24 protein-coding genes and 1 pseudogene are annotated in these 23658 nt (G+C 62.6%); 6 read left to right on the top strand and 19 right to left on the bottom strand.

The genetic code is table 11. From position 1 onward, the window contains the following. The first annotated feature begins 4 nt into the window (after positions 1-4). On the top strand, positions 5-1429 hold the full coding sequence (locus tag L6D80_RS07040; RefSeq protein WP_176513143.1) for a gamma-aminobutyraldehyde dehydrogenase: 1425 nt from the start codon (positions 5-7) through the stop codon (positions 1427-1429). A gap of 90 nt (positions 1430-1519) precedes the next feature. On the opposite strand, the gene L6D80_RS07035 is transcribed toward L6D80_RS07040, so the two are convergent. The 3 genes from L6D80_RS07035 to L6D80_RS07025 form a co-directional block, all read right to left on the bottom strand. Next, on the bottom strand, positions 1520-2626 hold the full coding sequence (locus L6D80_RS07035; protein WP_054903227.1) for an NADH:flavin oxidoreductase/NADH oxidase: 1107 nt from the start codon (positions 2624-2626) through the stop codon (positions 1520-1522). 152 nt (positions 2627-2778) lie between these two features. Beyond that, positions 2779-4488: a single-stranded-DNA-specific exonuclease RecJ gene (gene recJ, locus L6D80_RS07030; protein ID WP_176513141.1), complete on the bottom strand. Its 1710-nt coding sequence runs from the start codon at positions 4486-4488 to the stop codon at positions 2779-2781. 8 nt (positions 4489-4496) lie between these two features. After that, on the bottom strand, positions 4497-5039 hold the full coding sequence (locus tag L6D80_RS07025; protein ID WP_054903229.1) for a YaeQ family protein: 543 nt from the start codon (positions 5037-5039) through the stop codon (positions 4497-4499). A 133-nt stretch (positions 5040-5172) separates the two neighbouring features. On the opposite strand from L6D80_RS07025, the gene L6D80_RS07020 reads away from it, so the two are divergent. Together L6D80_RS07020 and L6D80_RS07015 are read left to right on the top strand one after the other, a co-directional pair. Next, positions 5173-6372 (top strand): CaiB/BaiF CoA transferase family protein, encoded by a 1200-nt coding sequence (locus L6D80_RS07020; protein WP_054903230.1) that lies wholly within the window; start codon positions 5173-5175, stop codon positions 6370-6372. 14 nt (positions 6373-6386) lie between these two features. Then, a complete protein-coding gene (locus L6D80_RS07015) occupies positions 6387-7244 on the top strand; it encodes a TIGR02285 family protein (RefSeq protein WP_054903231.1) in 858 nt (285 codons plus the stop codon). A 127-nt stretch (positions 7245-7371) separates the two neighbouring features. Here the strand turns inward: L6D80_RS07015 and L6D80_RS07010 are convergent, their stop codons facing one another. The 12 genes and pseudogenes from L6D80_RS07010 to ffh all read right to left on the bottom strand — a co-directional run bounded on the left by L6D80_RS07010 (position 7372) and on the right by ffh (position 17191). Continuing rightward, positions 7372-7653, bottom strand: a complete 282-nt coding sequence (locus L6D80_RS07010) for a DUF3509 domain-containing protein (protein ID WP_054903232.1) — start codon at positions 7651-7653, stop codon at positions 7372-7374. Positions 7654-7732: 79 nt separating this feature from the next. Next, positions 7733-8130 (bottom strand): annotated as a pseudogene (locus tag L6D80_RS07005) (histidine kinase). 129 nt (positions 8131-8259) lie between these two features. Continuing rightward, positions 8260-9669, bottom strand: a complete 1410-nt coding sequence (gene thrC / locus L6D80_RS07000; protein ID WP_176513139.1) for a threonine synthase — start codon at positions 9667-9669, stop codon at positions 8260-8262. Between the two features lie 159 nt (positions 9670-9828). Further along, the gene (locus L6D80_RS06995) at positions 9829-11133 is read right to left on the bottom strand and encodes a homoserine dehydrogenase (RefSeq protein ID WP_054903235.1); all 1305 of its coding nucleotides are present in this window, start codon (positions 11131-11133) and stop codon (positions 9829-9831) included. 82 nt (positions 11134-11215) lie between these two features. Continuing rightward, positions 11216-11977 (bottom strand): thioredoxin fold domain-containing protein, encoded by a 762-nt coding sequence (locus L6D80_RS06990; protein WP_176513137.1) that lies wholly within the window; start codon positions 11975-11977, stop codon positions 11216-11218. Positions 11978-12129: 152 nt separating this feature from the next. Continuing rightward, a complete protein-coding gene (gene xerD / locus L6D80_RS06985; protein ID WP_054903237.1) occupies positions 12130-13026 on the bottom strand; it encodes a site-specific tyrosine recombinase XerD in 897 nt (298 codons plus the stop codon). Positions 13027-13134: 108 nt separating this feature from the next. Then, a complete protein-coding gene (locus L6D80_RS06980; RefSeq protein WP_054903238.1) occupies positions 13135-13542 on the bottom strand; it encodes an acyl-CoA thioesterase in 408 nt (135 codons plus the stop codon). 94 nt (positions 13543-13636) lie between these two features. Continuing rightward, the gene (gene rplS / locus L6D80_RS06975) at positions 13637-13987 is read right to left on the bottom strand and encodes a 50S ribosomal protein L19 (RefSeq protein WP_029613346.1); all 351 of its coding nucleotides are present in this window, start codon (positions 13985-13987) and stop codon (positions 13637-13639) included. A 42-nt stretch (positions 13988-14029) separates the two neighbouring features. Beyond that, positions 14030-14782 carry a tRNA (guanosine(37)-N1)-methyltransferase TrmD gene (gene trmD / locus L6D80_RS06970; protein WP_054903239.1) on the bottom strand — a complete coding sequence of 251 codons (753 nt, stop codon included), beginning with the start codon at positions 14780-14782 and terminating at the stop codon, positions 14030-14032. A 3-nt stretch (positions 14783-14785) separates the two neighbouring features. Next, positions 14786-15322, bottom strand: a complete 537-nt coding sequence (gene rimM, locus L6D80_RS06965) for a ribosome maturation factor RimM (protein WP_054903240.1) — start codon at positions 15320-15322, stop codon at positions 14786-14788. A 5-nt stretch (positions 15323-15327) separates the two neighbouring features. Continuing rightward, positions 15328-15579, bottom strand: coding sequence for a 30S ribosomal protein S16 (gene rpsP / locus L6D80_RS06960; RefSeq protein ID WP_008094480.1), 252 nt, complete (start codon positions 15577-15579; stop codon positions 15328-15330). Positions 15580-15814: 235 nt separating this feature from the next. Further along, positions 15815-17191: a signal recognition particle protein gene (gene ffh / locus L6D80_RS06955; RefSeq protein ID WP_012270758.1), complete on the bottom strand. Its 1377-nt coding sequence runs from the start codon at positions 17189-17191 to the stop codon at positions 15815-15817. A 273-nt stretch (positions 17192-17464) separates the two neighbouring features. On the opposite strand from ffh, the gene L6D80_RS06950 reads away from it, so the two are divergent. The 3 genes from L6D80_RS06950 (at position 17465) to L6D80_RS06940 (ending at position 21064) form a co-directional block, all read left to right on the top strand. Further along, positions 17465-18274: a cytochrome C assembly family protein gene (locus L6D80_RS06950; protein ID WP_054903241.1), complete on the top strand. Its 810-nt coding sequence runs from the start codon at positions 17465-17467 to the stop codon at positions 18272-18274. 9 nt (positions 18275-18283) lie between these two features. Continuing rightward, on the top strand, positions 18284-19489 hold the full coding sequence (locus L6D80_RS06945) for a transporter associated domain-containing protein (protein WP_054903242.1): 1206 nt from the start codon (positions 18284-18286) through the stop codon (positions 19487-19489). 276 nt (positions 19490-19765) lie between these two features. Beyond that, positions 19766-21064: an MFS transporter gene (locus L6D80_RS06940; RefSeq protein ID WP_176513135.1), complete on the top strand. Its 1299-nt coding sequence runs from the start codon at positions 19766-19768 to the stop codon at positions 21062-21064. A 61-nt stretch (positions 21065-21125) separates the two neighbouring features. Here L6D80_RS06940 and purT read toward each other — a convergent pair whose 3' ends face one another. The 4 genes from purT to L6D80_RS06920 all read right to left on the bottom strand — a co-directional run bounded on the left by purT (position 21126) and on the right by L6D80_RS06920 (position 23644). Beyond that, the gene (purT, locus tag L6D80_RS06935) at positions 21126-22307 is read right to left on the bottom strand and encodes a formate-dependent phosphoribosylglycinamide formyltransferase (RefSeq protein ID WP_054903244.1); all 1182 of its coding nucleotides are present in this window, start codon (positions 22305-22307) and stop codon (positions 21126-21128) included. Positions 22308-22383: 76 nt separating this feature from the next. Beyond that, complete coding sequence (locus tag L6D80_RS06930) at positions 22384-22851, bottom strand: 7-cyano-7-deazaguanine/7-aminomethyl-7-deazaguanine transporter (protein ID WP_054903245.1); 468 nt, start codon at positions 22849-22851, stop codon at positions 22384-22386. A gap of 81 nt (positions 22852-22932) precedes the next feature. Next, complete coding sequence (locus tag L6D80_RS06925) at positions 22933-23127, bottom strand: DUF1289 domain-containing protein (protein ID WP_054903246.1); 195 nt, start codon at positions 23125-23127, stop codon at positions 22933-22935. Then, positions 23120-23644, bottom strand: coding sequence for a gamma carbonic anhydrase family protein (locus L6D80_RS06920; RefSeq protein WP_054903247.1), 525 nt, complete (start codon positions 23642-23644; stop codon positions 23120-23122). Before L6D80_RS06920 ends, L6D80_RS06925 begins: the two co-directional genes overlap by 8 nt. Positions 23645-23658: the final 14 nt, after the last annotated feature.

Raw genomic sequence — 23658 nt, 5'->3', positions numbered from 1 at the left:
CCCGATGCAAACCCATATGCTGATCAATGGCCGCCTGGTCGCCGGCGATGGCCCTGCCTGGACAGTCCTCAACCCGGCCGAAGGCAGTGCCCTGGCGCAAATCAACGAAGCCAGCGAAGCCCAGGTCGATACCGCCGTGCGCGCTGCCGACCAGGCTTTCGACGGCTGGTCACAGACTAGCCCCAAAGAGCGCTCGCAGGCCCTGCTGGCGCTGGCCGATACCATCGAGGCGCACGCCGATGAACTGGCCAGGCTGGAGTCGCAGAACTGCGGCAAACCCTTCAGCGCCGCCCTGAACGATGAGATCCCTGCCATCGCCGATGTGTTCCGCTACTTCGCCGGCGCCGCTCGCTGCCTCGGTGGTTCGGCGGCAGGCGAATACCTGCCGGGGCACACCTCGATGATCCGCCGAGACCCGCTTGGCGTGGTGGCCTCGATCGCACCCTGGAACTACCCCCTGATGATGCTGGCGTGGAAGGTCGCCCCTGCCCTGGCCGCAGGCAACACCGTGGTGATCAAGCCCTCGGAACTGACCCCACTGACGGCCCTGCGCCTGGGCGAACTGGCCAAGGACCTGCTGCCTGCCGGAGTTCTCAACATCCTCTTCGGCCGTGGGCAGAGCGTCGGCAGCCCGCTGGTCACCCATCCCAAGGTGCGCATGGTGTCGCTGACCGGTTCTATCCCCACCGGCGCGCACATCATCGGCGCCACCGCCGACAGCGTGAAGCGCATGCACATGGAGCTGGGGGGCAAGGCGCCGGTGCTGGTGTTCGATGATGCCGACATCGATGCCGCCATCGACGGTATCCGTACCTTCGGTTTCTACAACGCTGGCCAGGACTGCACCGCAGCCTGTCGCCTGTATGTGCAGGCCGGTATCTACGAGCGTTTCGTCGAGCGCCTGGGCACGGCGGTGGCCAGCCTGAAAACCGGCCTGCAGGACGCCGAGGATACCGAGCTTGGTCCGCTGATCAGCGCCCAACACCGTGACAAGGTAGCCGGCCTGGTCGGCCGTGCCATCGCCCAACCGCACATTCGCCTGGTCACCGGGGGCAAGGCGTTGCCGGGCAATGGCTTCTTCTTCGAACCGACGGTGCTGGCCGATGCCCTGCAGGACGACGAGATCGTACGCCATGAGGTATTCGGGCCGGTGGTGTCGGTAACGCGCTTCACCGATGAAGCCCAGGCTTTGGAGTGGGCCAACGACTCGGAGTACGGCCTGGCCTCATCGGTATGGACCCGCGACACCGGCCGCGCCCATCGCCTGGCGGCGCGCCTGCAGTATGGCTGCACCTGGGTCAACACCCACTTCATGCTGGTCAGTGAAATGCCCCATGGCGGACAGAAGCATTCGGGGTATGGGAAGGATATGTCGATGTATGGCCTGGAGGACTACACCTGTGTGCGGCATGTGATGATCAAGCACTAGCCCACGTTCGTTCCACCGGCCTCCTCGCAGGCACCTCACCCACCTTGAGGTGGGTGAGGTGCCTGCGAAAGAGGCCAGCTCGGCTAGAGCCTAATCCCGCAAATCCGACTCGTGAATCGGGTTGGCCCGGCTGGTCGCGCGCTGGTACTGCGCAGGCCAGGTAGCTTTGTTGCCGCCCAGGTCGTCGTCGGCGTGCAGGGGCCAGTACGGGTCTCGCAACAGTTCACGGGCCAGGAAGATCAGGTCGGCCTGCCCGGTGCGCAGGATGTGTTCGGCCTGTGCAGGTTCAGTGATCATGCCGACCGTGCCCGTGGCGATTTCCGACTCCTTGCGCACGCGCTCGGCGAAACGTGTCTGGTAGCCAGGGCCGGTAGGAATCTCGGCGTTCATTGAAGTACCACCAGAGGACACGTCGATCAGGTCCACGCCCAACACACGTAGCCTGCGCGCCAGCTCGACGGTTTCGTCCGGGTTCCAGCCGTCTTCTACCCAATCAGTCGCCGAAACACGAACGAAAAGAGGCAGTTCCTGCGGCCAGACCTTGCGCACCGCCTCGGTTACCTCGAGGGTCAGGCGGATGCGGTTTTCGAAGCAACTGCCGTATTCGTCGCGGCGCTGGTTGCTCAGCGGCGAGAGGAACTGGTGCAGCAGGTAGCCGTGGGCAGCGTGGATTTCCACCACCTTGAAGCCTGCCTGCAATGCCCGTTCGGTCGCTGCGACGAACGCTGCGACGACCTCCTGGATTTCACCCTTGCTCAACTCTCGCGGTACCGTGTGCTCCGGGTCGAAGGCAATCCTTGACGGCCCCACCGGCTCCCAGCCACCGTCTTCGGGCTTGACGCTGCCATGCTTGCCCAGCCAGGGGCGATGGGTACTGGCCTTGCGCCCAGCGTGGGCCAGCTGGATGCCCGGGACGGCACCTTGGGCGGTGATGAAGCGGGTAATTCGTTGCAGTGGCGCGACCTGCTCATCGTTCCACAGGCCCAGGTCCTCGGCAGTGATGCGGCCATCGGCAGTCACGGCCACTGCTTCGCTGATGACCAGGCCGGCCCCTCCTACCGCACGGCTGCCAAGGTGAACAAGATGCCAGTCGTTGGCCAGGCCATCGACGGCAGAATACTGGCACATCGGCGAAACGGCGATGCGGTTGGGCAACGTCAGCTGACGCAGGGTGTAAGGCTCGAGCAGCAGGCTCATGAGGGCACCTCCCAAGGACTCCAATGGTGATCCGGCCCGGGCACTGATGCACGACGCTGGCCCGATATCGGTCATTCATCAGACTAGACCAGAATGCTAGCCGGGTAGGTCCATGGGATTTGCAATTGCCTGCATCACCCGAGCCCGAGCGCTCAGCGCGGCTCCATGTGGGCAATCATCAGCTGTACGGTTTCATTGCCGCGGAACTCGTTCACATCCAGCTTGTACGCCAGCTCCACCCAACGCACGGTCGGGTTCGGCCATACTTCGCGGTCGATGCCGAAGGCAATGCCGTCCAGGCGTACCGAGCCGCACTCGCTCTTGAGCACCACCTTCAGGTGCCGCTCGCCCACCACCCGCTGCTCGACCAACTGGAACACCCCGTGGAACAGCGGCTCGGGGAAGTGCTGCCCCCAAGGCCCGGCATGACGCAGGGCCTTGGCCAGCTCGAGGTGGAATTCCTCCACTGCCAGGCTGCCATCGGACAACAGGCGCCCGGTGAGGTCCTCCTCGCGCAGCTGGCGCCGCACTTGTTCGTCGAACGCCTCGGCGAAGGCCGTGAAGTTGCCTTCCGGCAGCGACAAACCGGCCGCCATGGCATGCCCGCCGAACTTGCTGATCAACTGCGGATGGCGCGCGGCCACCGCATCCAGCGCGTCGCGGATATGGAACCCAGGCACCGAGCGCGCCGAGCCCTTGAGCATGCCGTCGCCGGCATCGGCAAAGGCGATGGTCGGCCGGTGGTAGCGCTCCTTCAGGCGCGAGGCAAGAATGCCGATCACCCCTTGGTGCCAATCAGCATCGAACAGGCACAAACCATACGGCATCGACTCGACGGGCAAGTCCTTGAGCTGGGCCAGCGCCTCGCGTTGCATGCCCTGCTCGATCGACTTGCGGTCCTGGTTCAGGTCATCCAGCTGCTGGGCCATGTCCTGGGCCAAGGCCGGGTCTTCGCACAGCAGGCATTCGATGCCCAGGCTCATGTCGTCCAGGCGCCCGGCAGCGTTCAATCGTGGGCCGAGGATGAAACCGAGGTCGGTCGAGGTAATCCGCCGGTGATCGCGGCGGGCCACTTCGAGAATGGCTTTCAGCCCTGGTCGGGCGCGGCCGGCGCGGATGCGCTCAAGGCCTTGGTGCACCAGTATGCGGTTGTTGGCGTCCAGCGGCACCACATCGGCGACACTGCCCAGCGCCACCAAATCGAGCAGTTCGCCAATGTTCGGCTGTGGTTGCGTCTCGTAGCGCCCAAGGCTGCGCAAGCGAGCGCGCAGGGCCATCAACACATAGAAGATGACCCCTACCCCGGCCAGCGACTTGCTTGGGAAGCTACAGCCCGGCTGGTTGGGATTGATGATGGCATCGGCGTCGGGCAACTGTTCGCCCGGCAGGTGGTGATCGGTGACCAGCACCTTGAGCCCAGCGGCCTTGGCTGCCGCCACCCCGTCGACGCTGGAAATGCCGTTATCCACGGTAATCAGCAACTGCGGCTGGCGCTGCAGCGCCACCTCGACGATTTCCGGGGTCAGGCCGTAGCCGTACTCGAAGCGGTTGGGTACCAGGTAATCGACATGGGCCGCGCCCAGCAGGCGCAGGCCCAGCACGCCGACGGTACTGGCCGTGGCACCGTCGGCATCGAAGTCACCGACGATGAGGATGCGCTGGCGCTGGTCGAGGGCTGCGACCAGCAGATCCACACCGGCCTCGATGCCCTTGAGTTGCTGGTACGGCAGCAAGCGTGCCAGGCTCTTGTCCAGTTCAGCCTCGCTCTGCACGCCGCGCGCGGCGTACAAGCGGGTCAGCAAGGGTGGCAGATTACCCAGAAATGGCAGGGTCGGCGGCAGAGGACGGGGTTCGATACGCATGGGTTGCTTCAGCCACGCTCACCGAGCAGCCACTGCAGTTGCACTTCATGCTGGCCACGGTCGTCAGTGACGAATACCGTGCCTTCACTGATCATCACGTCCCACTTGATGCTGCGCGGCATATCGGTCGCCAGGGTTTCCAACACCTCTTGCGGTACCGCGGCAATGCTCAGGTTTTTCAGGTTCTTGACCGCACTCACCACCTTGCCTTCCCACACCCGCAGGCTGCCGTAGGCCAGCAGGCTGGTGCGTTCGGTACGACGCGAGCACCAGGTCAGGCGATCAGCATCGGGTTGGCCGACTTCAATCCAGTGCAACACGCGATCATCCAGGCTTTTTTCCCACAGTGCCGGCTCATCGACATCCGACAGGCCTCGACCGAACGACAAGTTCTCGTTGAACCAGAGCGCGTACGCCAACAGACGAACGGCCATCCGCTCTTCGGTTTCCGAAGGATGCCGGGCGATCGTCTGCTTGACGCTTTCGTAGACATTGCGATCAAGGTCGGTGAGATTCAATTCGAACTTGTAGGTGGTGGACGGCTGGGCCATGGTCAACGGGCTTCTTGCGCAAAGAAAAGTGACACAGTCTAACCGATCCTGATCCTCGCTGCGCCCGCAGCAGTATCTGCCGCTACAGAGCTATGATAAAACCACGGCTCTGCCCTGCTGCCACGGATGCCTCATGTCAACGCCCAGCAAACCTCTCGCCGGCCTCAAAGTCATCGAACTTGGCACCCTGATCGCCGGCCCGTTCGCCTCGCGCATCTGCGCTGAATTCGGCGCCGACGTGATCAAGGTCGAGTCGCCGGACGGCGGCGACCCGTTGCGCAAATGGCGCAAGCTCTACGAGGGTACGTCGCTGTGGTGGTTCGTGCAGGCCCGCAACAAGCAATCCCTGACGCTCAACCTCAAGCATCCCGAGGGACGCGAGATCCTCAAGCGACTGTTGGCCGACGCCGACATCCTCATCGAAAACTTCCGTCCCGGCGTACTGGAAAAGCTCGGCCTGGGCTGGGACGTGTTGCATGCACTGAACCCGCGCCTGGTGATGGTACGGCTGTCGGGCTTTGGCCAGACCGGGCCGATGAAAGACCAACCCGGCTTCGGCGCCGTGGGCGAGTCGATGGGTGGCCTGCGCTACATCACCGGCTTCGATGATCGTCCGCCAGTGCGCACCGGTATCTCCATCGGCGATTCGATTGCCGCGCTGTGGGGCGTGATTGGCGCCCTGATGGCGCTGCGTCACCGTGAGGTCAACGGTGGCCAGGGCCAGGTCGTGGACGTGGCGCTGTACGAGGCGATCTTCGCCATGATGGAAAGCATGGTCCCGGAGTTCGACGTGTTTGGTTTCGTTCGCGAACGCACCGGCAACATCATGCCGGGCATCACGCCCTCCTCCATCCACACCAGCGCCGATGGCAAGCACGTGCAGATCGGCGCCAACGGCGACGCGATCTTCAAACGCTTCATGCAGGCCATCGGCCGCGCCGACCTGGCGCACGACCCGGCCCTGGCCAGCAACGATGGCCGCGACGCGCGGCGCGACGAGCTGTACGGGGTGATCGACCGTTGGGCCAGCAGCTTGCCGCTGCACCAGGTCATGCAGGTGCTTACCGAGGCCGAAGTACCAGCCAGCCGCATCTACTCGGCAGAAGACATGTTCAGCGACCCGCAATACCTGGCGCGCGAGATGTTCCTGCATGCGCGCCTGCCCGACGGCAAACCGTTCAAGATGCCTGGCATCGTGCCCAAGCTCTCCGACACCCCGGGCAGCACCGAATGGGTGGGCCCGGCGCTGGGTGAGCATACCGATGCCTTGCTCAGCAGGCTGGGCTATGACAGCGCAGCTATCGCCATGCTGCGCCAATCGGGCACGGTCTGAGGTTGCCCTCAACAATGCGCGTGTTGAAGCTGCTCTGCGGGCTGCTGCTTGCCATGGCGACGGTGCCTGCACTGGCCAAGGAACGCTTGCTGTGGCTGATCCGCGACCTGCCGCCTTTCACCATTTTCGAGGGTACGGAAAAAGGCCAGGGGGTGATCGACCAGATGTTGCCGCTGTTGATCAAGCAGATGCCCGAGTACGACCACTCCATCGTGCGGGTCAACCGGGCACGCGGCATCCAGATGCTGCAGGACACAAGCTACTTCATCTGCGACCCTACACTGCTGTGGACACCGGAACGCGCGACATTCGTACACTTTTCCAAACCCACACTGGGCGTAATGAGCGGCGGTCTGGTGGTGCGCAAGCAAGACGCGGCAATGCTCGCACCTTTTCTCGATGGCCAGCAGGTCGATCTCAAGGGGTTGCTGAGCAGCACACAGCTCAAACTTGGCATCGTCGCCGAACGCAGCTACAGCACACAGATCGACGACACCCTGCGGCAACTGCCTGACGCGGCCCTCAGCCGACATTATGGCAACGAGGCCACCGCCAGCCTGCTGCAGATGCAGCGGCTTGGGCGTCTGCAACTGGTACTTGGCTACTGGCCGGAAGTGCGTTACCTGATTCAGCAGCAAGGAGGCTCGCTGGACGACTATCGGTTCCACCCGATAAAAGGCGTGAGCCCCTACCATTTCCTGCATGTAGGCTGCTCTGACACACCCCAGGGCCACCAGGCCGTGACGCATATCGACCAGTTGTTACCGGCGCTACGCCGGGACACACTGCAAGCGCTGTATGCACGATGGCTGGACCCGGAACTGCGGGCAGACTACCTGGAACAAAGCAGCCAGTTCTTCGAAAGCAGATAAAAAGAAACCCCGGTCGCTGGGGAAGACGCCCGGGGTCAATCGAAAGTCCATGTGGACTTCCCGCGACGGCCGGCCCGCACCGGAGCTGTGTGCTGGCTGGCTGCCGTTACTGCCTCTGATCGGTCACTCAGGCAAAGGTTCCCTGCGGCTGCTGACGCTGCTGCAATGCAGCGATAACGCAAGGCTGCAAGCGGCCCTCGGCAATCTGCAAATCACGGTGCAAGCCGTCGACCAGGTCGATCAGCAGGCGTTGCTCCTGTAACTGGCGCTGGCTGACTGTGCGCTGCAAGGTGGGGCTACCCAGGCTGTCGAACACGGTCAATTGGCGGTTGCCGCTGGCATCCACGGTACCAAGTTCGGTCTGGTAGGGGCTCAGGGCGTCGTTGAGCAGTCTGCAGATTCTTTCCATCCGGATCACTCGCTGCGTGGTGGGACATGAAGGAACTGACCAGCAAACGCAGCGAAAAGTTCGTTACGCCGCCGCTGTTTCAGCGAGCATGCGTGGGCGATGTGACCCTTTGAATACGCTGCAATGCCTGCTGCCAGCGCAGCACCGGCAAGGGCCAGGGCAAATCGGCCAGCACCCACAGGCCACGTCGCTGGGCCTCTTTGGCAAGGTCTGGGCGATGGCTGCTGGCACGGCCAACGAACAGCAGGGCCCGTGAAGACCGGTTGCGCTCGATGTGCTCGAGCACGGTCAGGCCATCGTTCATCGAATGATCGAGAATAAGCAGGTCAGCACTGCCACGGCGGGCCAGGCAAGCATTCAGCTCAGTCAAGCCGTCAGTGACGCGAACGTCGAAAACCCCCAAGGCGTTGCAGGCCTGGTGCAGGAGGATCTGATGGGAAGGCCGTGCTGGTGAATCAACACGTAGGGCTGATGCATGAGCCGCTCCTGGGAGAAGGACCGGCCACTCTATGCAAGGCGCCAAGCGCCTTACATAGGACAATTCCGAAAACTATCGCGGAAAAGGTGGAGAAACAAGGGCCGCGCAGCGGCCCCCTGCCACACGACTTAAAGCGGCTTGCCGCGATTACCGTGTTGACTGACAAAGGCTTGAACCGCCTTCAGGTCATTCGCCAGAACCGTGCAGCGCTCTTCGCGGCTGAACAGGTCGGCCAGGTGCGTTGGCAGCTCCAGCGCCTTGCCGACGCCAGCCTTCTCCACCGCTTCCGGGAACTTGACCGGATGGGCAGTGCCCAGCACCACCATCGGCGTGTCCAGGCTGCGACGGCACTCGCGGGCGGCCTTGACGCCAATCGCGGTATGCGGGTCGAGCACCTCACCGGTACTGGCAAAGACCTCGGCGATGGTTTCGCAAGTCTGCTCGTCGCTGACGGCCAGTGAATCGAACAGCTTACGCGCTTCGGTCCAACGGTCCTGATCGACGCTGAAACCGCCACCCTGCTTGAAGTTGGCCATCAGTTCGCCGATAGCGGCACCGTTGCGCCCATGCAGGTCGAACAGCAGGCGCTCGAAGTTGGACGAAACCATGATGTCCATCGACGGCGACAGGGTCGCGTGCAGGGTCTCCTTGACGTACTGGTTGCCGCTCATGAAACGGTGCAGGATGTCGTTGCGGTTGGTTGCCACGACCAGCTGGCTGACCGGCAGGCCCATGTTGCGCGCCAAGTAGCCCGCGAAGATGTCGCCGAAGTTGCCGGTAGGTACCGAGAAGGCAACCGAACGGGCCGGGCCACCCAGCTGCAGTGCGGCATGGAAGTAATAGACGATCTGGGCCATGATCCGCGCCCAGTTGATCGAGTTGACCGCTACCAGGCGGGTGCCCTTGAGGAACGACTGGTCGGCGAAACTGGCCTTGACCATCTCCTGGCAGTCGTCGAAGTTGCCCTCGATGGCGATGTTATGGATGTTGTCGCCAAAGATGGTGGTCATCTGCCGGCGCTGTACTTCCGAAACACGCTGGTGCGGGTGAAGGATGAAGATATCGACGTTGTCGCAACGACGGCAACCTTCGATGGCCGCAGAGCCGGTGTCGCCACTGGTGGCGCCGATGATCACCACACGCTCGTTGCGCTTGGCCAGCACGTGATCGAGCAGGCGGCCGAGCAGTTGCAGAGCGAAGTCCTTGAAGGCCAGCGTCGGGCCGTGGAACAGCTCGAGCACCCACTCGTTGCTGTTCAGCTGACGCAGCGGTGCCACTGCGGCGTGGGCGAACTCACCGTAGGTCTCTTCAAGAATTTTCTTGAAATCGGCATCGGCGATGCTGCCTTCGACAAACGGGCGCATGACGCGGAAGGCCAGCTCGTGATACGGCAGCCCGGCCCACGAGGCGATTTCTTCCTGGGTGAAGCGTGGCAGGTTTTCTGGCACATACAGGCCGCCATCGCTGGCCAGGCCTGCCAGCAGGACGTCTTCGAAATTCAGGGCCGGTGCCTGGCCGCGGGTACTGATATATCGCATATGCAAACCTTCGGTTTGAGCGGCAAGTTGCAAGGTGCAGGCTACAAGAAAAAGCGGATCGGCATTTTTCCTGCGTGCTGCACCCTCCCTTGCCACGAATGTAATCGGTTCAAAGCTTCAACCCCGTACTGCGCTTGTTCGCAGTGGAGAGCCTGGAGCTTAATTGAGCTGCTCGACGCGGATGCGCACGACCTTGCCGACCACATCCTGCAAGGCTTCCAGGGCGACAATAGCGTCGTTGATACGTTGTTCGACCACACCGTGGGTCAGCAGGATCATCGGCACCAGGCCATCCTGTTCCTCGGCTTCCTTCTGCATGATCGACTCGATGTTGATGCCACGCTCCGACAGGATGCTCGCCACCTGTGCCAGCACCCCCGGGTGATCCTTGGCCTGAATGCGCAGGTAGTACGCGCTTTCGCAGGCTTCGATTGGCAGGATCGGGTGAGCCGACAGGGCATCAGGCTGGAAGGCCAGGTGCGGTACACGGTTTTCCGGGTCGGAGGTCATGGCGCGGACCACATCCACCAGGTCGGCAACCACCGAGGAAGCCGTCGGTTCCATACCGGCACCGGCGCCGTAGTACAGCGTGGAACCGGCGGCATCGCCATTGACCATCACAGCGTTCATCACACCATTGACGTTGGCGATCAGGCGGTCGCTCGGGATCAGCGTCGGGTGCACGCGCAGCTCGATGCCTTCGGCCGTGCGGCGGGCAACCCCCAGGTGCTTGATGCGGTAGCCAAGGGCCTCGGCATAGTTCACATCGGCCGTGGTCAGCTGGGTGATACCCTCGGTGTAGGCCTTTTCGAACTGCAACGGAATGCCAAAGGCGATGGACGCCAGAATGGTCAGCTTGTGGGCGGCATCGATACCTTCGACGTCGAACGTCGGGTCGGCCTCGGCATAGCCCAGCGCCTGGGCTTCGGCCAGCACGTCGGGGAACGCACGGCCTTTTTCGCGCATCTCGGTGAGGATGAAGTTACCGGTGCCATTGATGATGCCGGCCAGCCAGTTGATGCGGTTGGCCGATAGCCCTTCGCGGATGGCCTTGATCACTGGGATGCCGCCTGCGACTGCCGCTTCGAACGCGACAATGACGCCCTTCTCGCGAGCCTTGGCGAAGATTTCGTTGCCATGCACGGCGATCAGCGCCTTGTTGGCGGTCACCACGTGCTTGCCGTTTTCGATGGCCTTGAGTACCAGGTCACGGGCAATGGTGTAGCCACCGATGAGTTCGATGACAATGTCGATCTGCGGGTTGCTTGCAACGTCGAACACATCAGCGGTAATGGGGGTACCGGTAATCTGACAGTTCGGGTTCTGCGAGCGCATGGCGATCTGTGCCACTTCAATACCGCGCCCGGCACGGCGGGCAATCTCCTCGGCGTTGCGCTGAAGTACATTGAAGGTACCGCCACCGACGGTCCCCAACCCACAGATGCCTACTTTGACCGGTTTCACTGTGAACTCCCCATTGAACGGACGGCACCTGCGCCGACCGTGAAACATGCCGTCACCCCATGACGACGGCGTACTGAATGAATTACTTGGCCGCTTGCTGCTGGCCGGCAAGGGCCAGCTTGGCCACTTGCGGCGCTGGCTGGTAGCCCGGGATCACCTGGCCGCTTTCAAGCACGATCGCCGGCGTACCGTTGACGCCGATCGACTGCCCCAGCTGGAACTGCTTGCCGACCGGGTTGGCGCACTTGGCGGCCTTGATTTCCTTGCCATCGATCATCTTGTCCAGCGCCGCGCGGCGGTCGCTGGAGCACCACACCGCCTGCAACTGCTCATCACCCGGCGAGCCCAGGCCCTGACGCGGGAAGGCGACATAACGCACTTCGATACCGCGACGGTTCAGCTCGGGCACTTCGGCGTGCAGCTTGTGGCAATACGGGCAGGTGGTGTCGGTGAAGACGGTGATGTGCGACTTGGTTTCGCCCTTGGCAGGATAAACCACCATCTCGGCGGCCGGAATGCCGTTGATGAGCTTGGCGACGCCCAAGCGTTCGGTCTTCTCGGTCAGGTTGACCGGCTTGCCATCCTGGATCTGGAACAGGTAGCCCTGCATCACGAACTGGCCATCGGCGCTGGCATACAGCACGCGGCCGCCCTGCAGCTTGACCTCATAGAGGCCGCTGACTGGGCTGCTGGCAACGCTTTCTACCGGTACTTCCAGTTCCAGGTTCTGCAACGACTTGCGAATAGCCTGCTCGGCACCGGCATTGGTATCGGTGGCCGCGGCAACGGCGAAGGTACTGGCCAACGCCAACGCGGCGGCGGCGAACATCTGGGTCACGCGCATGGGAACTCCTGAAGGCGGACAGGGGCCGGAGGGCGTCGCCTGCGCAAAAACGCGGCGACCGTGCGGCCCTTGGTGCAAACCGCCCAAGCCTACCACAACACGCTGCCAATGAAGGGGTCTGCAGGTGCCGGTTGGCGGATCATGAAAATCATTCATCCACGCGGGTGGTGCTGGGCGTGCAACTGCTGCAAGCGGGCCTTGGCCACATGGGTGTAGATCTGCGTGGTCGACAGGTCACTGTGGCCCAGCAGCATCTGCACCACCCGCAGGTCGGCGCCGTGGTTGAGCAAGTGGGTGGCAAAGGCATGGCGCAGGGTGTGCGGTGACAGAGGCTTGTCGATCCCGGCAACGCGCGCCTGGTGCTTGATACGGTGCCAGAAGGTCTGGCGGGTCATCTGCTCGCCACGCTGACTGGGGAACAGCACGTCGCTGGGCCGCCCGTTGAGCAACTCGGCGCGGCCATCGCGCAGGTAGCGCTCGAGCCACAGCACCGCCTCCTCGCCCATCGGCACCAGGCGCTCCTTGCTGCCTTTGCCCATCACCCGCAGTACGCCCTGGCGCAGGTTGACCTGGTCGAGGGTCAGGCTGACCAGCTCGGTGACCCGCAGGCCGCAGGCATACAGCACCTCGAGCATGGCGCGGTCACGCTGGCCGATGGCTTCGCCCAGGTCCGGGGCCTGCAACAAGGCTTCAACGTCGGCTTCCGATAGCGACTTGGGCAAGGGTTTACCCAGTTGCGGCATTTCCACCTGCAGGGTCGGGTCGACAGCGATCAGCTTTTCGCGCAGCAAGTAGCGAAAGAACCCCCGCAGGCCAGAGAGGAAACGCGCGGTGGAACGCGGCTTGTAGCCCTGGTCGAGGCGCCAGGCCAAGTGATCGAGGATCAAGTCACGACCAGCATCGGGCAGGGTTACGGCGTGCTCCTGCAGCCAACCGTTGAACAGGGCCAAATCGCTGCGGTAGGAGACGCGGGTGTTATCGGACAGGCCTTTTTCAAGCCACAGGGCATCGAGAAACTGATCGATCAGGGGGTGGTCCAGGGCAGGCATGCGCGGGGGGCTTAGTAATGAGAGGTCGACAGTGTTTCACAGCAGGTTGTGGTTGTCTGTACTGGCCCTATCGCCGGCAACCCGGCGATAGGGCCAGTACAGGAAGCTTCAGGGCTGCGGCAACACCGGCACCGGACGTTTGTCCTCGTCGATGGCCACAAAGCTGAATACTCCATGGATCGCTCGCTCGCGGCCATCCAGGTACATGTTCTCGACAAACACATCCACCTGTACCTGCAAGCTGGTATTGCCAACCTTGATCACCGTGCCCACCAACTCCACGATCGAGCCCGCCGGGATCGGGTGCTTGAAGTCGATACGGTCGGTGGACACCGTTACCAGGGGCAAGCGGCAGAAGCGCGTAGCGGCGATGAACGACACTTCGTCCATCCATGCCAGTGCGGTACCGCCGAACAGGGTGTTGTGGTGGTTGGTGGTGTTGGGGAACACCGCCTTGGTCACGCGGGTCACCGACAGCTCGGTGCGGCGCTGGATTTCCTGGTCTCGGGTAGTCATGTCGGTCACATCTGAAGGGGTTCAAAACGCAAAAAAGCAGCCCGAAGGCTGCTTTTTTCTCGCTAGGCGGCCAGGGCCGCCAGGCAAACTGTACTCAGGACAGTTTTTCCTTGATGCGAGCGGCTTTGCCGGACAGGTCGCGCAGGTAGTACAGCTTGGCTTTACGCACGTCACCACGACGTTTCACGGCCAGGCTGTCGATCTGCGGGCTGTAGGTCTGGAAGGTACGCTCAACGCCAACGCCGCTGGAGATTTTGCGCACGGTGAAGGCGCTGTTCAGACCGCGGTTACGCTTGGCGATAACGACGCCTTCGAACGCCTGCAGACGGGAACGCTCACCTTCCTTCACTTTAACCTGGACGACGATGGTGTCGCCTGGTGCGAAGGCTGGGATTTCCTTGCTCATCTGCTCGGCTTCGAGCTGCTGGATGATCTTGTTGGTCATGCTGTGCTCCTAAGATGGATACGTGATCCACCATCGATACGTTTAACTATCGTCCCGCTCGCGGAGATATTCCTCGAGCAGCTTCTTCTCTTCTCCAGAAAGCGAGCGACTTTCCAGAAGATCGGCGCGTCGTTCGAAGGTCCTACCAAGGGACTGCTTCATCCTCCAACGCCGGATGTGTGCATGGTTGCCACTGAGCAACACGTCGGGAACACGCTGATCCGCATACACCTCAGGTCGGGTGTAGTGCGGGCAATCGAGCAGACCGTCAGTGAAGGAATCTTCCTCCGCCGAGTCCACATGCCCTAAAGCTCCGGGCAGCAGCCGTGTAACCGCATCGATCAGTACCATGGCCGGCAGCTCGCCACCGGAAAGCACATAGTCACCAATCGACCACTCCTCATCGACATGAGCCTCGATAAAGCGCTCGTCGATGCCTTCATAACGACCGGCGATCAGAATCAGCGATTGCTGTTCAGCCAGGCCTTTGACCGCTTGCTGAGTCAGCTTGCGGCCTTGCGGCGAAAGGTAGATCACCTTTGCCGATGCTCCGGTCGCTTGCCTGGCGCTAACCAGGGCGTCTTCCAGAGGCTTGATTTTCATCACCATGCCCGGACCACCGCCAAACGGCCGATCATCCACGGTATGGTGGCGATCTGTGGTGTAGTCCCGCGGGTTCCAGCAAGTCACCTGAAGCAACCCCTGTTTCACCGCGCGGCTGGTAATGCCGTACTCCGTGATGGCCGAGAACATCTCGGGAAACAACGTGATGACGTCTACGCGAAGGTTTCCCATCGTTTAGAAGTCCGCGTCCCACTCAACCCGCATCACGCCTGCTTCCAGGTCGATTGCCAGCACGCATTGCTCCGTATAGGGCAACAAACGCTCGCGATCATCCAGGCTGCCTGCGCAGGGTTTGACCACCATTACATCGTTCGCACCGGTCTCCAACAGGTGATCGACCTTGCCGAACAGTTGTTCGTCCTGGTTGATGACCTTCAGCCCCTGCAACTGGTACCAGTAGTACTCGTCGACGGGCAGGTTGGGCAAAAGGCTCCGCGGGATGCAGATTTCGAAGCCGCTCAGAAGACGGGCTTCATCACGATCATCGAGGCCTTTCAATTTCACGACCAGGCCCTTTTGGGAGCCACGACCGCTGACCAGCTCGACCTGCTTTACCTTGCCTTCGTGCCGAAGCGTCCAGCGTGGATAATCCAACAGGTTTTCAATCGGATCGGTAAAGGAATACACCTTCACCTCGCCGCGAACGCCGTGAACCGAAAAAATCTTGCCAACGACGATGAGGTCGTCAGCCTTTTCTGGCGTCGCGTTCATATGACTCAGGCAGCGGCCTTGGCAGCGTCCTTCAGCAGCTGAGCAACACGCTCAGACGGCTGCGCGCCCTGGCTCAGCCAGTAGGTGACGCGTTCCTGGTTGACCGACAGCTTGACTTCGGCGCCCGATGCGATCGGGTTGAAGAAGCCAACGCGCTCAACGAAACGGCCGTCACGGGCGTTACGCGAGTTGGTCACGGTCAGGTGGTAGAAAGGGCGCTTTTTCGAGCCGCCACGGGCAAGACGAATGGTTACCATGTGAACATCGTTCCTATAGTCGGTGCTGCAAATCTGAATGCCAAATAGGCACACGGGTGCCCAAAAGGCCGCATATTCTCAGGGAATACACGGACATTTGCAAATGTCTTTTTCGGCAGGGCCTTGCCTTGCCGTTCAGATTTGCCGGTTAAGCCACGGATTTCGCGGCCGTTACCCGCCGCAGCGGGGGTTCTGAGCGTTCCATCCGTTAACAGACGAACGCCCGGAATAAGGGTTACAGCTTCGGCATGCCGCCACCGGGCAGCATCCCGCCAAGGCCGCGCATCATTTTGGCCATGCCGCCTTTGGCAGAGAATTTCTTCATCATCTTCTGCATCTGCTTGTGCTGCTTGATCAGCCGGCCGATGTCCTGCACCTGGGTGCCAGAACCCAAGGCGATACGGCGCTTGCGCGAGCCGCTGATCAGGTCAGGGTCGCGACGTTCGGCCGGGGTCATCGAGTTGATGATCGCTTCCATCTGCTTGAACTGCTTCTCGGCCGCACCCTGGGCGTTGCCCATCTGCGACAGGTTGACCCCGCCGATGCTCGGCAGCTTGTCCATCAGGCCACCGAGGCCGCCCATGTTTTTCATCTGCTGCAGCTGGTCGCGGAAGTCCTCGAGGTCGAAGCCCTTGCCTTTCTTCAGCTTCTTGGCCAGCTTGTCGGCCTTGGCCTTGTCGATGGTCTGCTCGGCCTGCTCGATCAGACTGAGCACGTCGCCCATGCCGAGGATGCGCGAAGCGACGCGGTCCGGGTGGAAGGGTTCGAGGGCTTCGGTCTTCTCGCCCATACCGATAAACTTGATCGGTTTGCCGGTAATGGCACGCACCGACAGCGCGGCACCGCCACGGGCATCACCGTCGACCTTGGTCAGCACCACACCGGTCAGCGGCAGGGCTTCGCCAAAGGCCTTGGCAGTGTTGGCGGCGTCCTGGCCGGTCATGGCGTCGACCACGAACAGGGTCTCGATCGGCTTGACCGCGGCATGCAGAGCCTTGATCTCGTCCATCATGTCGGCGTCGATGTGCAGACGGCCGGCGGTATCGACGATGACCACGTCGATGAACTTGAGCTTGGCTTCGCGGATCGCCGCCTCGGCGATGGCCACCGGCTTCTGGCTGATGTCGGACGGGAAGAAGGTCACGCCGATGTCGTTGGCCAGTGTCTCCAACTGCTTGATCGCCGCCGGGCGATAGACGTCGGCCGACACCACCATCACGCTCTTCTTCTTGCGCTCCTTGAGGAAGCGCGCCAGCTTGCCGGCGGTGGTGGTCTTACCGGCACCTTGCAGGCCGGCCATCAGCACCACGGCAGGCGGCGCGGCGTTCAGCGCGAGGTCCTCGTTGGCCGCGCCCATCAGGCTTTCCAGCTCGGCCTGGACGATCTTCACGAACGCCTGGCCCGGGGTCAGGCTGCGCGACACCTCGGTGCCGACCGCACGTTCCTTGACGCTGTTGACGAAATCCTTGACCACCGGCAGCGCAACGTCGGCCTCGAGCAGGGCCATGCGCACTTCGCGCAACGTATCCTTGATGTTGTCTTCAGTCAGCTTGGCCTTGCCGGTGACATGGCGCAGCGTCTGTGACAGGCGGTCGGTCAGGTTTTCGAACATGGTGATCCTTTCAGGCCCAGTAAAAGCCGAGATTCGTCAGGCGCCCAGGTGAAAATGTACACGCGCTGGGCACAGCAAGGCGGCGATTATAGCGAAGACCGGCGGCAACGCACACCTTGGCTTCCCAGCGGTGGGCTGCAAGCGTGACGGTGCGAGAAATGCAGCCATCTCACGAATCTGTCTTTGCTTGCAGCGTGAGGCTTGCACCTCACTAGCCCCCCCGGCGCGATCTATGCCAAACTCCGTCTCTTTAAGGCTCGCCAACCAGCACTTATGGTCTCCTCACCCAGCCTCATCCCCAACCTGATCGCCGCCGGCCTTTATATAGCAGCGACCGTCTATCAGGGTTCGCGACTGGCCCAGTCGAACAAAGCCGACAAACGGCTGCTTGGTTTGCTCGGCGCCCTTGCCGTAATTGCCCAGGGCGGGGCCCTGTTCTTCCAGTTGATCACCCCGCTGGGCCTGAGCCTGGACTTCTTCAGCGCCGCCAGCCTGATCGCCGTGGCAGTCATTGCCCTGACCCTGTTGGCCTGCCTGCGCATCCCCGTCGAGAACCTGCTGGTGCTGCTGTTCCCGCTCGGCGCAGTAACAGCGTTACTGGCGCAGTTCGCACCGCCTGGCACCGTACCGCTGATCAACGAAGAACCGGGCATTCTTGCCCATATTCTGCTGTCGATCCTGGCCTACGGGCTATTCACCATCGCGGTGTTCCAGTCGCTGCTGCTGCTGTTGCAGGACCGCCAGTTGAAGAACAAGCACCCTTCCGGCCTGATCCGCAACTTCCCGCCGCTGCAGACCATGGAAAGCCTGTTGTTCGGCTTCCTCTGGGCAGGCTGGTGCCTGCTGTCGCTGTCGCTGATTTCCGGTTGGCTGTTCCTCGACAACCTGTTCGCCCAGCACCTGGTGCATAAAACCTTGCTGGCCTGCGTTGCCTGGGTCGTGTTCAGCGTACTGCTGTGGGGCCGCACCCGCCTCGGCTGGCGTGGCCACAAGGCGATCCGCTGGACGCTGGCCGGTTTCTGCCTGCTGATGCTGGCCTATTTCGGCAGCAAGCTGGTTCGCGAATTCATCCTGCATATCTGACGGTTGCCCATGGACACCCTGCCGTACGCTCCGCTACTCGGCATTCTGGCACTGGCGCTGCTCTGGTCGGCGCTGCTCACCGCCGTGGACACCGCCCGCCTGCAACTCAATGGCTCGCTACGCGCCGGCGAAGACGGCCAGCCCGCCTTGCCCACCCAGGCCCTGGTGCTCTGCGCCAGCCTGGGCAAGCTGTTGGTACTGGGCCTGGCCTGCTTGATCGGCCAGCGCTACAGCGGCGAGCACGGTTTCTGGCTGGCCGGCCTGGCCGCCGCCATGGCCTTGCTGATCTTTGCCGAATACCTTCCGCGGCGCCTTGCACGGCGCAACCCGCAAGCCATCGTCAGCCTCGGCGCAAGCCTGTTGAGGTTGCCGCTGGCACTCCTGCAGCCCTTGGCGTGCCTGCTGGACGGCTGTGCCAAGCTGATCCTGCGCCCGTTCCGCGTGCAACCCACAGCCGTGGCCCTGCACCCGCAGGAAGATGACGACTACGCCGAGGATGAAGACCTCGACACACCACGCCACGGCCTGCTGGATGGCCTGCAGTCCCTGGACAAGATCACCGTCAATGACATCCTGGTGCCGCGCAACGAAGTCGACGGCATCAACCTGGACGAGCCGATCGAGCGCATCATCGAGCAGTTGATCGTCAGTCGGCACACCCGCCTGCCGGTCTACCACAACGACATCAACCAGGTCGAAGCGATCCTCAACACCAAGCTGATCAGCCACCTGCTGCCCAAAGCCGAGCTGACCCTGGAAAAACTCCACAGCGCCTGCTACGAGCCCTATTTCGTACCGGAAAGCACGCCATTGCAGCTGCAGTTGCTGAACTTCCACAAGCAACAACGCCGGCTGGGCGTGGTGGTGGACGAATACGGCGAGGTACAGGGTATCGTCACCCTCGAGGACATCCTCGAAGAGATCGTCGGGGAGTTCGAGGACGAGCACAGCCTGGACAACCCCCATGTACACCCACAAGCCGATGGTACCTTTGTCATCGAAGGTACAGCCTCGCTGCGGGAGATCAACCGTACCCTGGGTTGGCACCTGCCGTGCGACGGTGGCCCGAAGACCTTGAATGGGCTCGTCACCGAGGCCCTGGAGAGCATCCCGGAAAGCGCCGTCTGCCTGAAGATCGGCCGCTATCGCCTGGAGATCCTCGAAACAGAGGACAATTGCGCCAGCAAGGTACTGGTGTGGACCGTGACCCGATAGCTATACTCGGGTCACGCTTACCCAGCCCCGCCGTCCCGCCTGCTACCCGCACCCGGCGCCCCACGGCCAGTCCGCTCCACTGACACGCCCTGCGGTCCTGCTTCAACACCCCGAACAGTGCCCGCCCCGCCCCTATCCCCCTTGGGCTATCGTCAGTCGGGCGAGCAAAACAACAATACGCTCCGGCGTCTGCGAATGCGTGCCTGCCCTCTGTTGATGAGCGCGCCTTCGCGGGCCAAGCCATGGAGCACGATCCGACTGTTAGGGACCTACTTAATGACAACCAGCACTTATGCCCAAGCGCCTGCGGCGCCGGTCAACTCGCCCGCGCGGGTGGCCACCGCCAGTTTCATCGGCACGGCCATCGAGTTCTACGACTTCTACGTTTACGCCACCGCCGCCGCGCTGGTGATCGGTCCGGTGTTCTTCCCATCCGGTTCGGGCACCGCGCAAATGCTTGCGGCGTTCCTGACCTTCGGTATCGCCTTCCTCGCCCGACCCTTGGGCTCGGCGTTGTTCGGCCACTTTGGCGACCGCATCGGCCGCAAGTCGACGCTGGTCGCCTCGCTGCTGCTGATGGGCGTGTCGACCACGCTGATCGGCGTGCTGCCGGGCTACGACAGCATCGGCGTCTGGGCGCCGATCATTCTCTGCCTGCTGCGCTTTGGCCAGGGCCTGGGCCTGGGGGGCGAATGGGGTGGCGCGGCATTGCTGGCCACGGAAAACGCACCAGAAGGCAAGCGCGCGTGGTTTGGCATGTTCCCGCAGCTTGGCCCTTCGATCGGTTTTCTGGCGGCCAATGGCTTGTTCCTGACCTTGGCCCTGGTACTCAGCGACGAGCAGTTCCGCGAGTGGGGCTGGCGCATTCCGTTCCTGCTCAGCGCCGCGCTGGTGCTGGTTGGCCTGTATGTACGCCTGAAGCTCGAAGAAAGCCCGGTGTTCGCCAAGGCAGTGGCCCGTCACGAGCGGGTGAAAATGCCAGTGGTCGACCTGTTCTCCAAGTACTGGTTGCCAACCCTGCTGGGCGCTGCGGCCATGGTGGTGTGCTATGCGCTGTTCTACATCTCCACGGTCTTCTCGCTGAGCTACGGCGTGACCACGCTGGGCTACAGCCGCGAAACGTTCCTTGGCCTGCTGTGCTTCGCAGTGGTGTTCATGGCCTTGGCCACGCCGTTGTCGGCCTGGCTCAGCGACCGCTACGGGCGCAAGCCGGTGCTGATTGTCGGCGGCCTGCTGGCGATAGCTTCGGGCTTTACCATGGAACCGTTGCTGACCTCGGGTTCGACCACGGGCGTCGCGCTGTTCCTGGCCATCGAGCTGTTCCTGATGGGCGTGACCTTCGCCCCGATGGGCGCGTTGCTGCCCGAGCTGTTCCCGACCCACGTGCGGTATACCGGCGCGTCGGCGGCCTATAACCTCGGTGGCATCGTGGGGGCTTCGGCCGCGCCGTTCTTTGCTCAGAAACTGGTGAGCATGGGCGGTTTGAGCTGGGTGGGCGGTTACGTGTCGGTGGCAGCGGTGATCAGCCTGATCGCGGTGCTGTGCCTGAAAGAGACCCGTAATACGCAGCTGTAAGGTGCAAGCCACAGGGTGCAAGCGTAGAGCGCTCCTTGCACCTTATGGCTTGTGGCGTGGCTTAGAACTCGACCTTGACCGCCTGCGACGCACGGGTCGCCTTGGCCCGCGCCGCTTCGATCGACTCGTCACGCGCCAGGCACACGCCCATACGACGCTGGCCGTTGATTTCTGGCTTACCGAACAGGCGAATGGCGGTATCCGGCTCGCTCAGCGCCGCACCCAGGTTGGCGAAGCTGGTCTGCTGTGATTGGCCCTCAGGCAGGATCACCGCCGAAGCCGAAGGGCCGAACTGGCGCACCACCGGGATCGGCAGGCCAAGAATGGCACGTGCATGCAGGGCAAATTGCGACAGGTCCTGGGAAATCAGCGTCACCAGGCCGGTGTCATGCGGGCGCGGCGATACTTCGCTGAACCATACCTGGTCGCCCTTGACGAACAACTCCACGCCAAACAGGCCACGCCCGCCCAGCGCATCGGTGACCGCCTTGGCCACCCGCTGCGACTCGGCCAGGGCCTTCGGGCTCATGGCCTGGGGCTGCCAGGACTCCTGGTAGTCGCCCTTCTCCTGACGGTGGCCGACCGGCTCCAGGAACGTGGTGCCGCCCACGTGGCGCACGGTCAGCAGGGTGATTTCGTAGTCAAAATCGATGAAGCCTTCGATGATCACCCGCCCCTTGCCAGCACGGCCGCCTTCCTGGGCGTAATCCCACGACGTCTGCAGGTCGGCATCGCTGCGCAGCAGGCTCTGCCCCTTGCCCGAGGAGCTCATCACCGGTTTGACCACGCACGGGTAACCCACGTCGGCCACGGCCTTGGCGTAGTCTTCATAGGTGTCGGCAAAATGGTACGGCGAGGTGGGCAGGTCCAGCTCTTCGGCGGCCAGGCGGCGGATGCCTTCGCGGTTCATGGTCAGCTGAGTAGCGCGAGCGGTCGGCACCACGTTAAAGCCTTCACTCTCCAGCTCAACCAGGGTCGCGGTGGCAATGGCTTCGATTTCCGGGACGATGTAATGCGGTTTTTCAGCCTCGATTACCGCGCGCAGCGCCACCCCATCGAGCATGTTGATCACGTGGCTGCGGTGCGCGACCTGCATCGCTGGCGCATTGGCGTAGCGGTCCACGGCGATCACTTCGACGCCCAGGCGCTGCAGCTCGATCACCACTTCCTTGCCCAGCTCGCCACAGCCGCAGAGCAGTACACGGGTCGCGGTTGGCGACAATGGGGTTCCGATACGGGTCATTTCAGGTCCTCGAAGGCGTCCGGGGCCGTGCCAGGCTTGGCGCAGCCCGCTGAAAAAGGACCGGTATTCTACACCATCAGCCGGTAACGGCAGCCCGCCGCGCTCGAAAAGCCATGGCCAGCCACACCGCGGTCACGCCGGCGAACTTGGAGGCCATCGCGGTGCCGATCACTGCGGGGGTCAAGGCGCCAATCATGCCGAAGAAGATGAAGGTATCGACCGGAATGCTCAGCGCTGAGCTCAGCCACAGGCGGTCACGCAATGGCCGCCGGGTGATGCTGAATACCAGCCAGTCGATCAGTTCGGAGACGAAGAAGGCAGTGGCACTGGCCAGGGCAATGGCAGGCTCGGAGGTGGCGTACGACAGCACCAGGGCCATCAGCATGGCGATCAGTGCGCCGTGCCCATAGCGGGTCTGCACCATGTCGCGCAGGATGAACACCAGCCCGCCCCAGGCGGACCAGATCACGTCCAGGTGGGGGGCACTGGAAAAGGCGTAGTTGATCAGCACTACGCTGCTGATGTAGGCAATCAGATAGAACATGGCGGGTCGTCTGTGGGCAAGCCGTACAGATTACCGCTGGCGTCTTCGCCGGTAAACCCGCGCCCACAGGATCGCCTCAGGCTAGAGGATGAGGCCGGCCTCCACAGCCCGTTCATGGCACAGCTTCAGTACCGCCCGACGCTCGTCATTGTCCATCCGCCCCCAGCGGCCAATCTCGGCCACGGTACGCTGGCACCCGGTGCAGATATCCTGCTCGTCCAACGCGCAGATGCTCACGCATGGCGAGGCCACCGGCCGCTCCACACCATCACTCATCGTCAACCACCAGCTCCCGCGCATAACGTTGGGCATTGTGTACATAGTGCGCGGCACTGGCTTGCAGCAAGCGCTTCTGCTGCTCGGTCAACTCACGCACCACCTTGCCCGGCGAGCCCATCACCAGCGAGCCATCGGGGATCTCCTTGCCTTCCGGGATCAGCGCATTGGCGCCGATGATGCAGTGTTTGCCGATCCGCGCCCCATTGAGAATGACCGCATTGATACCGATCAGGCTGTAGTCGCCGACGGTACAGCCATGCAGCATGGCGTTGTGGCCGATGGTCACGCCTTTGCCCAGCGTTAGTGGCGAGCCCATGTCGGTGTGCATCACCGTACCGTCCTGGACGTTGCTGTCTTCGCCAATGTCGATCAGCTCGTTGTCGCCGCGCAGCACCGCGCCGAACCACACACTGGCTCGCGCCTGCAGGCGTACCTTGCCGATCAGCATGGCGTTAGGTGCTGCCCAGCTGGTGGGATGGCTTTCGACCCGCAGGTCGCCCAGGCGGTATTTCATAGTCGCTCCTCAGG

This window comes from Pseudomonas ceruminis (assembly GCF_021602025.1).
GTDB classification, from domain to species: domain Bacteria; phylum Pseudomonadota; class Gammaproteobacteria; order Pseudomonadales; family Pseudomonadaceae; genus Aquipseudomonas; species Aquipseudomonas ceruminis.
Note: the sequence above shows the minus strand (reverse complement) of the source record. Positions and strands in the feature narration are given on the sequence as shown.

Bases quoted from the DNA above. Each gene is read 5' to 3' on its own strand.
- L6D80_RS07040 (WP_176513143.1), top strand. From the start codon at position 5: ATGCAAACCCATATGCTGATCAATGGCCGCCTGGTCGCCGGCGATGGC.
- L6D80_RS07035 (WP_054903227.1), bottom strand. From the start codon at position 2,626: ATGAGCCTGCTGCTCGAGCCTTACACCCTGCGTCAGCTGACGTTGCCC.
- recJ (WP_176513141.1), bottom strand. From the start codon at position 4,488: ATGCGTATCGAACCCCGTCCTCTGCCGCCGACCCTGCCATTTCTGGGT.
- L6D80_RS07025 (WP_054903229.1), bottom strand. From the start codon at position 5,039: ATGGCCCAGCCGTCCACCACCTACAAGTTCGAATTGAATCTCACCGAC.
- L6D80_RS07020 (WP_054903230.1), top strand. From the start codon at position 5,173: ATGTCAACGCCCAGCAAACCTCTCGCCGGCCTCAAAGTCATCGAACTT.
- L6D80_RS07015 (WP_054903231.1), top strand. From the start codon at position 6,387: ATGCGCGTGTTGAAGCTGCTCTGCGGGCTGCTGCTTGCCATGGCGACG.
- L6D80_RS07010 (WP_054903232.1), bottom strand. From the start codon at position 7,653: ATGGAAAGAATCTGCAGACTGCTCAACGACGCCCTGAGCCCCTACCAG.
- thrC (WP_176513139.1), bottom strand. From the start codon at position 9,669: ATGCGATATATCAGTACCCGCGGCCAGGCACCGGCCCTGAATTTCGAA.
- L6D80_RS06990 (WP_176513137.1), bottom strand. From the start codon at position 11,977: ATGCGCGTGACCCAGATGTTCGCCGCCGCCGCGTTGGCGTTGGCCAGT.
- xerD (WP_054903237.1), bottom strand. From the start codon at position 13,026: ATGCCTGCCCTGGACCACCCCCTGATCGATCAGTTTCTCGATGCCCTG.
- L6D80_RS06980 (WP_054903238.1), bottom strand. From the start codon at position 13,542: ATGACTACCCGAGACCAGGAAATCCAGCGCCGCACCGAGCTGTCGGTG.
- rplS (WP_029613346.1), bottom strand. From the start codon at position 13,987: ATGACCAACAAGATCATCCAGCAGCTCGAAGCCGAGCAGATGAGCAAG.
- trmD (WP_054903239.1), bottom strand. From the start codon at position 14,782: ATGGGAAACCTTCGCGTAGACGTCATCACGTTGTTTCCCGAGATGTTC.
- rimM (WP_054903240.1), bottom strand. From the start codon at position 15,322: ATGAACGCGACGCCAGAAAAGGCTGACGACCTCATCGTCGTTGGCAAG.
- rpsP (WP_008094480.1), bottom strand. From the start codon at position 15,579: ATGGTAACCATTCGTCTTGCCCGTGGCGGCTCGAAAAAGCGCCCTTTC.
- ffh (WP_012270758.1), bottom strand. From the start codon at position 17,191: ATGTTCGAAAACCTGACCGACCGCCTGTCACAGACGCTGCGCCATGTC.
- L6D80_RS06950 (WP_054903241.1), top strand. From the start codon at position 17,465: ATGGTCTCCTCACCCAGCCTCATCCCCAACCTGATCGCCGCCGGCCTT.
- L6D80_RS06945 (WP_054903242.1), top strand. From the start codon at position 18,284: ATGGACACCCTGCCGTACGCTCCGCTACTCGGCATTCTGGCACTGGCG.
- L6D80_RS06940 (WP_176513135.1), top strand. From the start codon at position 19,766: ATGACAACCAGCACTTATGCCCAAGCGCCTGCGGCGCCGGTCAACTCG.
- purT (WP_054903244.1), bottom strand. From the start codon at position 22,307: ATGACCCGTATCGGAACCCCATTGTCGCCAACCGCGACCCGTGTACTG.
- L6D80_RS06930 (WP_054903245.1), bottom strand. From the start codon at position 22,851: ATGTTCTATCTGATTGCCTACATCAGCAGCGTAGTGCTGATCAACTAC.
- L6D80_RS06925 (WP_054903246.1), bottom strand. From the start codon at position 23,127: ATGAGTGATGGTGTGGAGCGGCCGGTGGCCTCGCCATGCGTGAGCATC.
- L6D80_RS06920 (WP_054903247.1), bottom strand. From the start codon at position 23,644: ATGAAATACCGCCTGGGCGACCTGCGGGTCGAAAGCCATCCCACCAGC.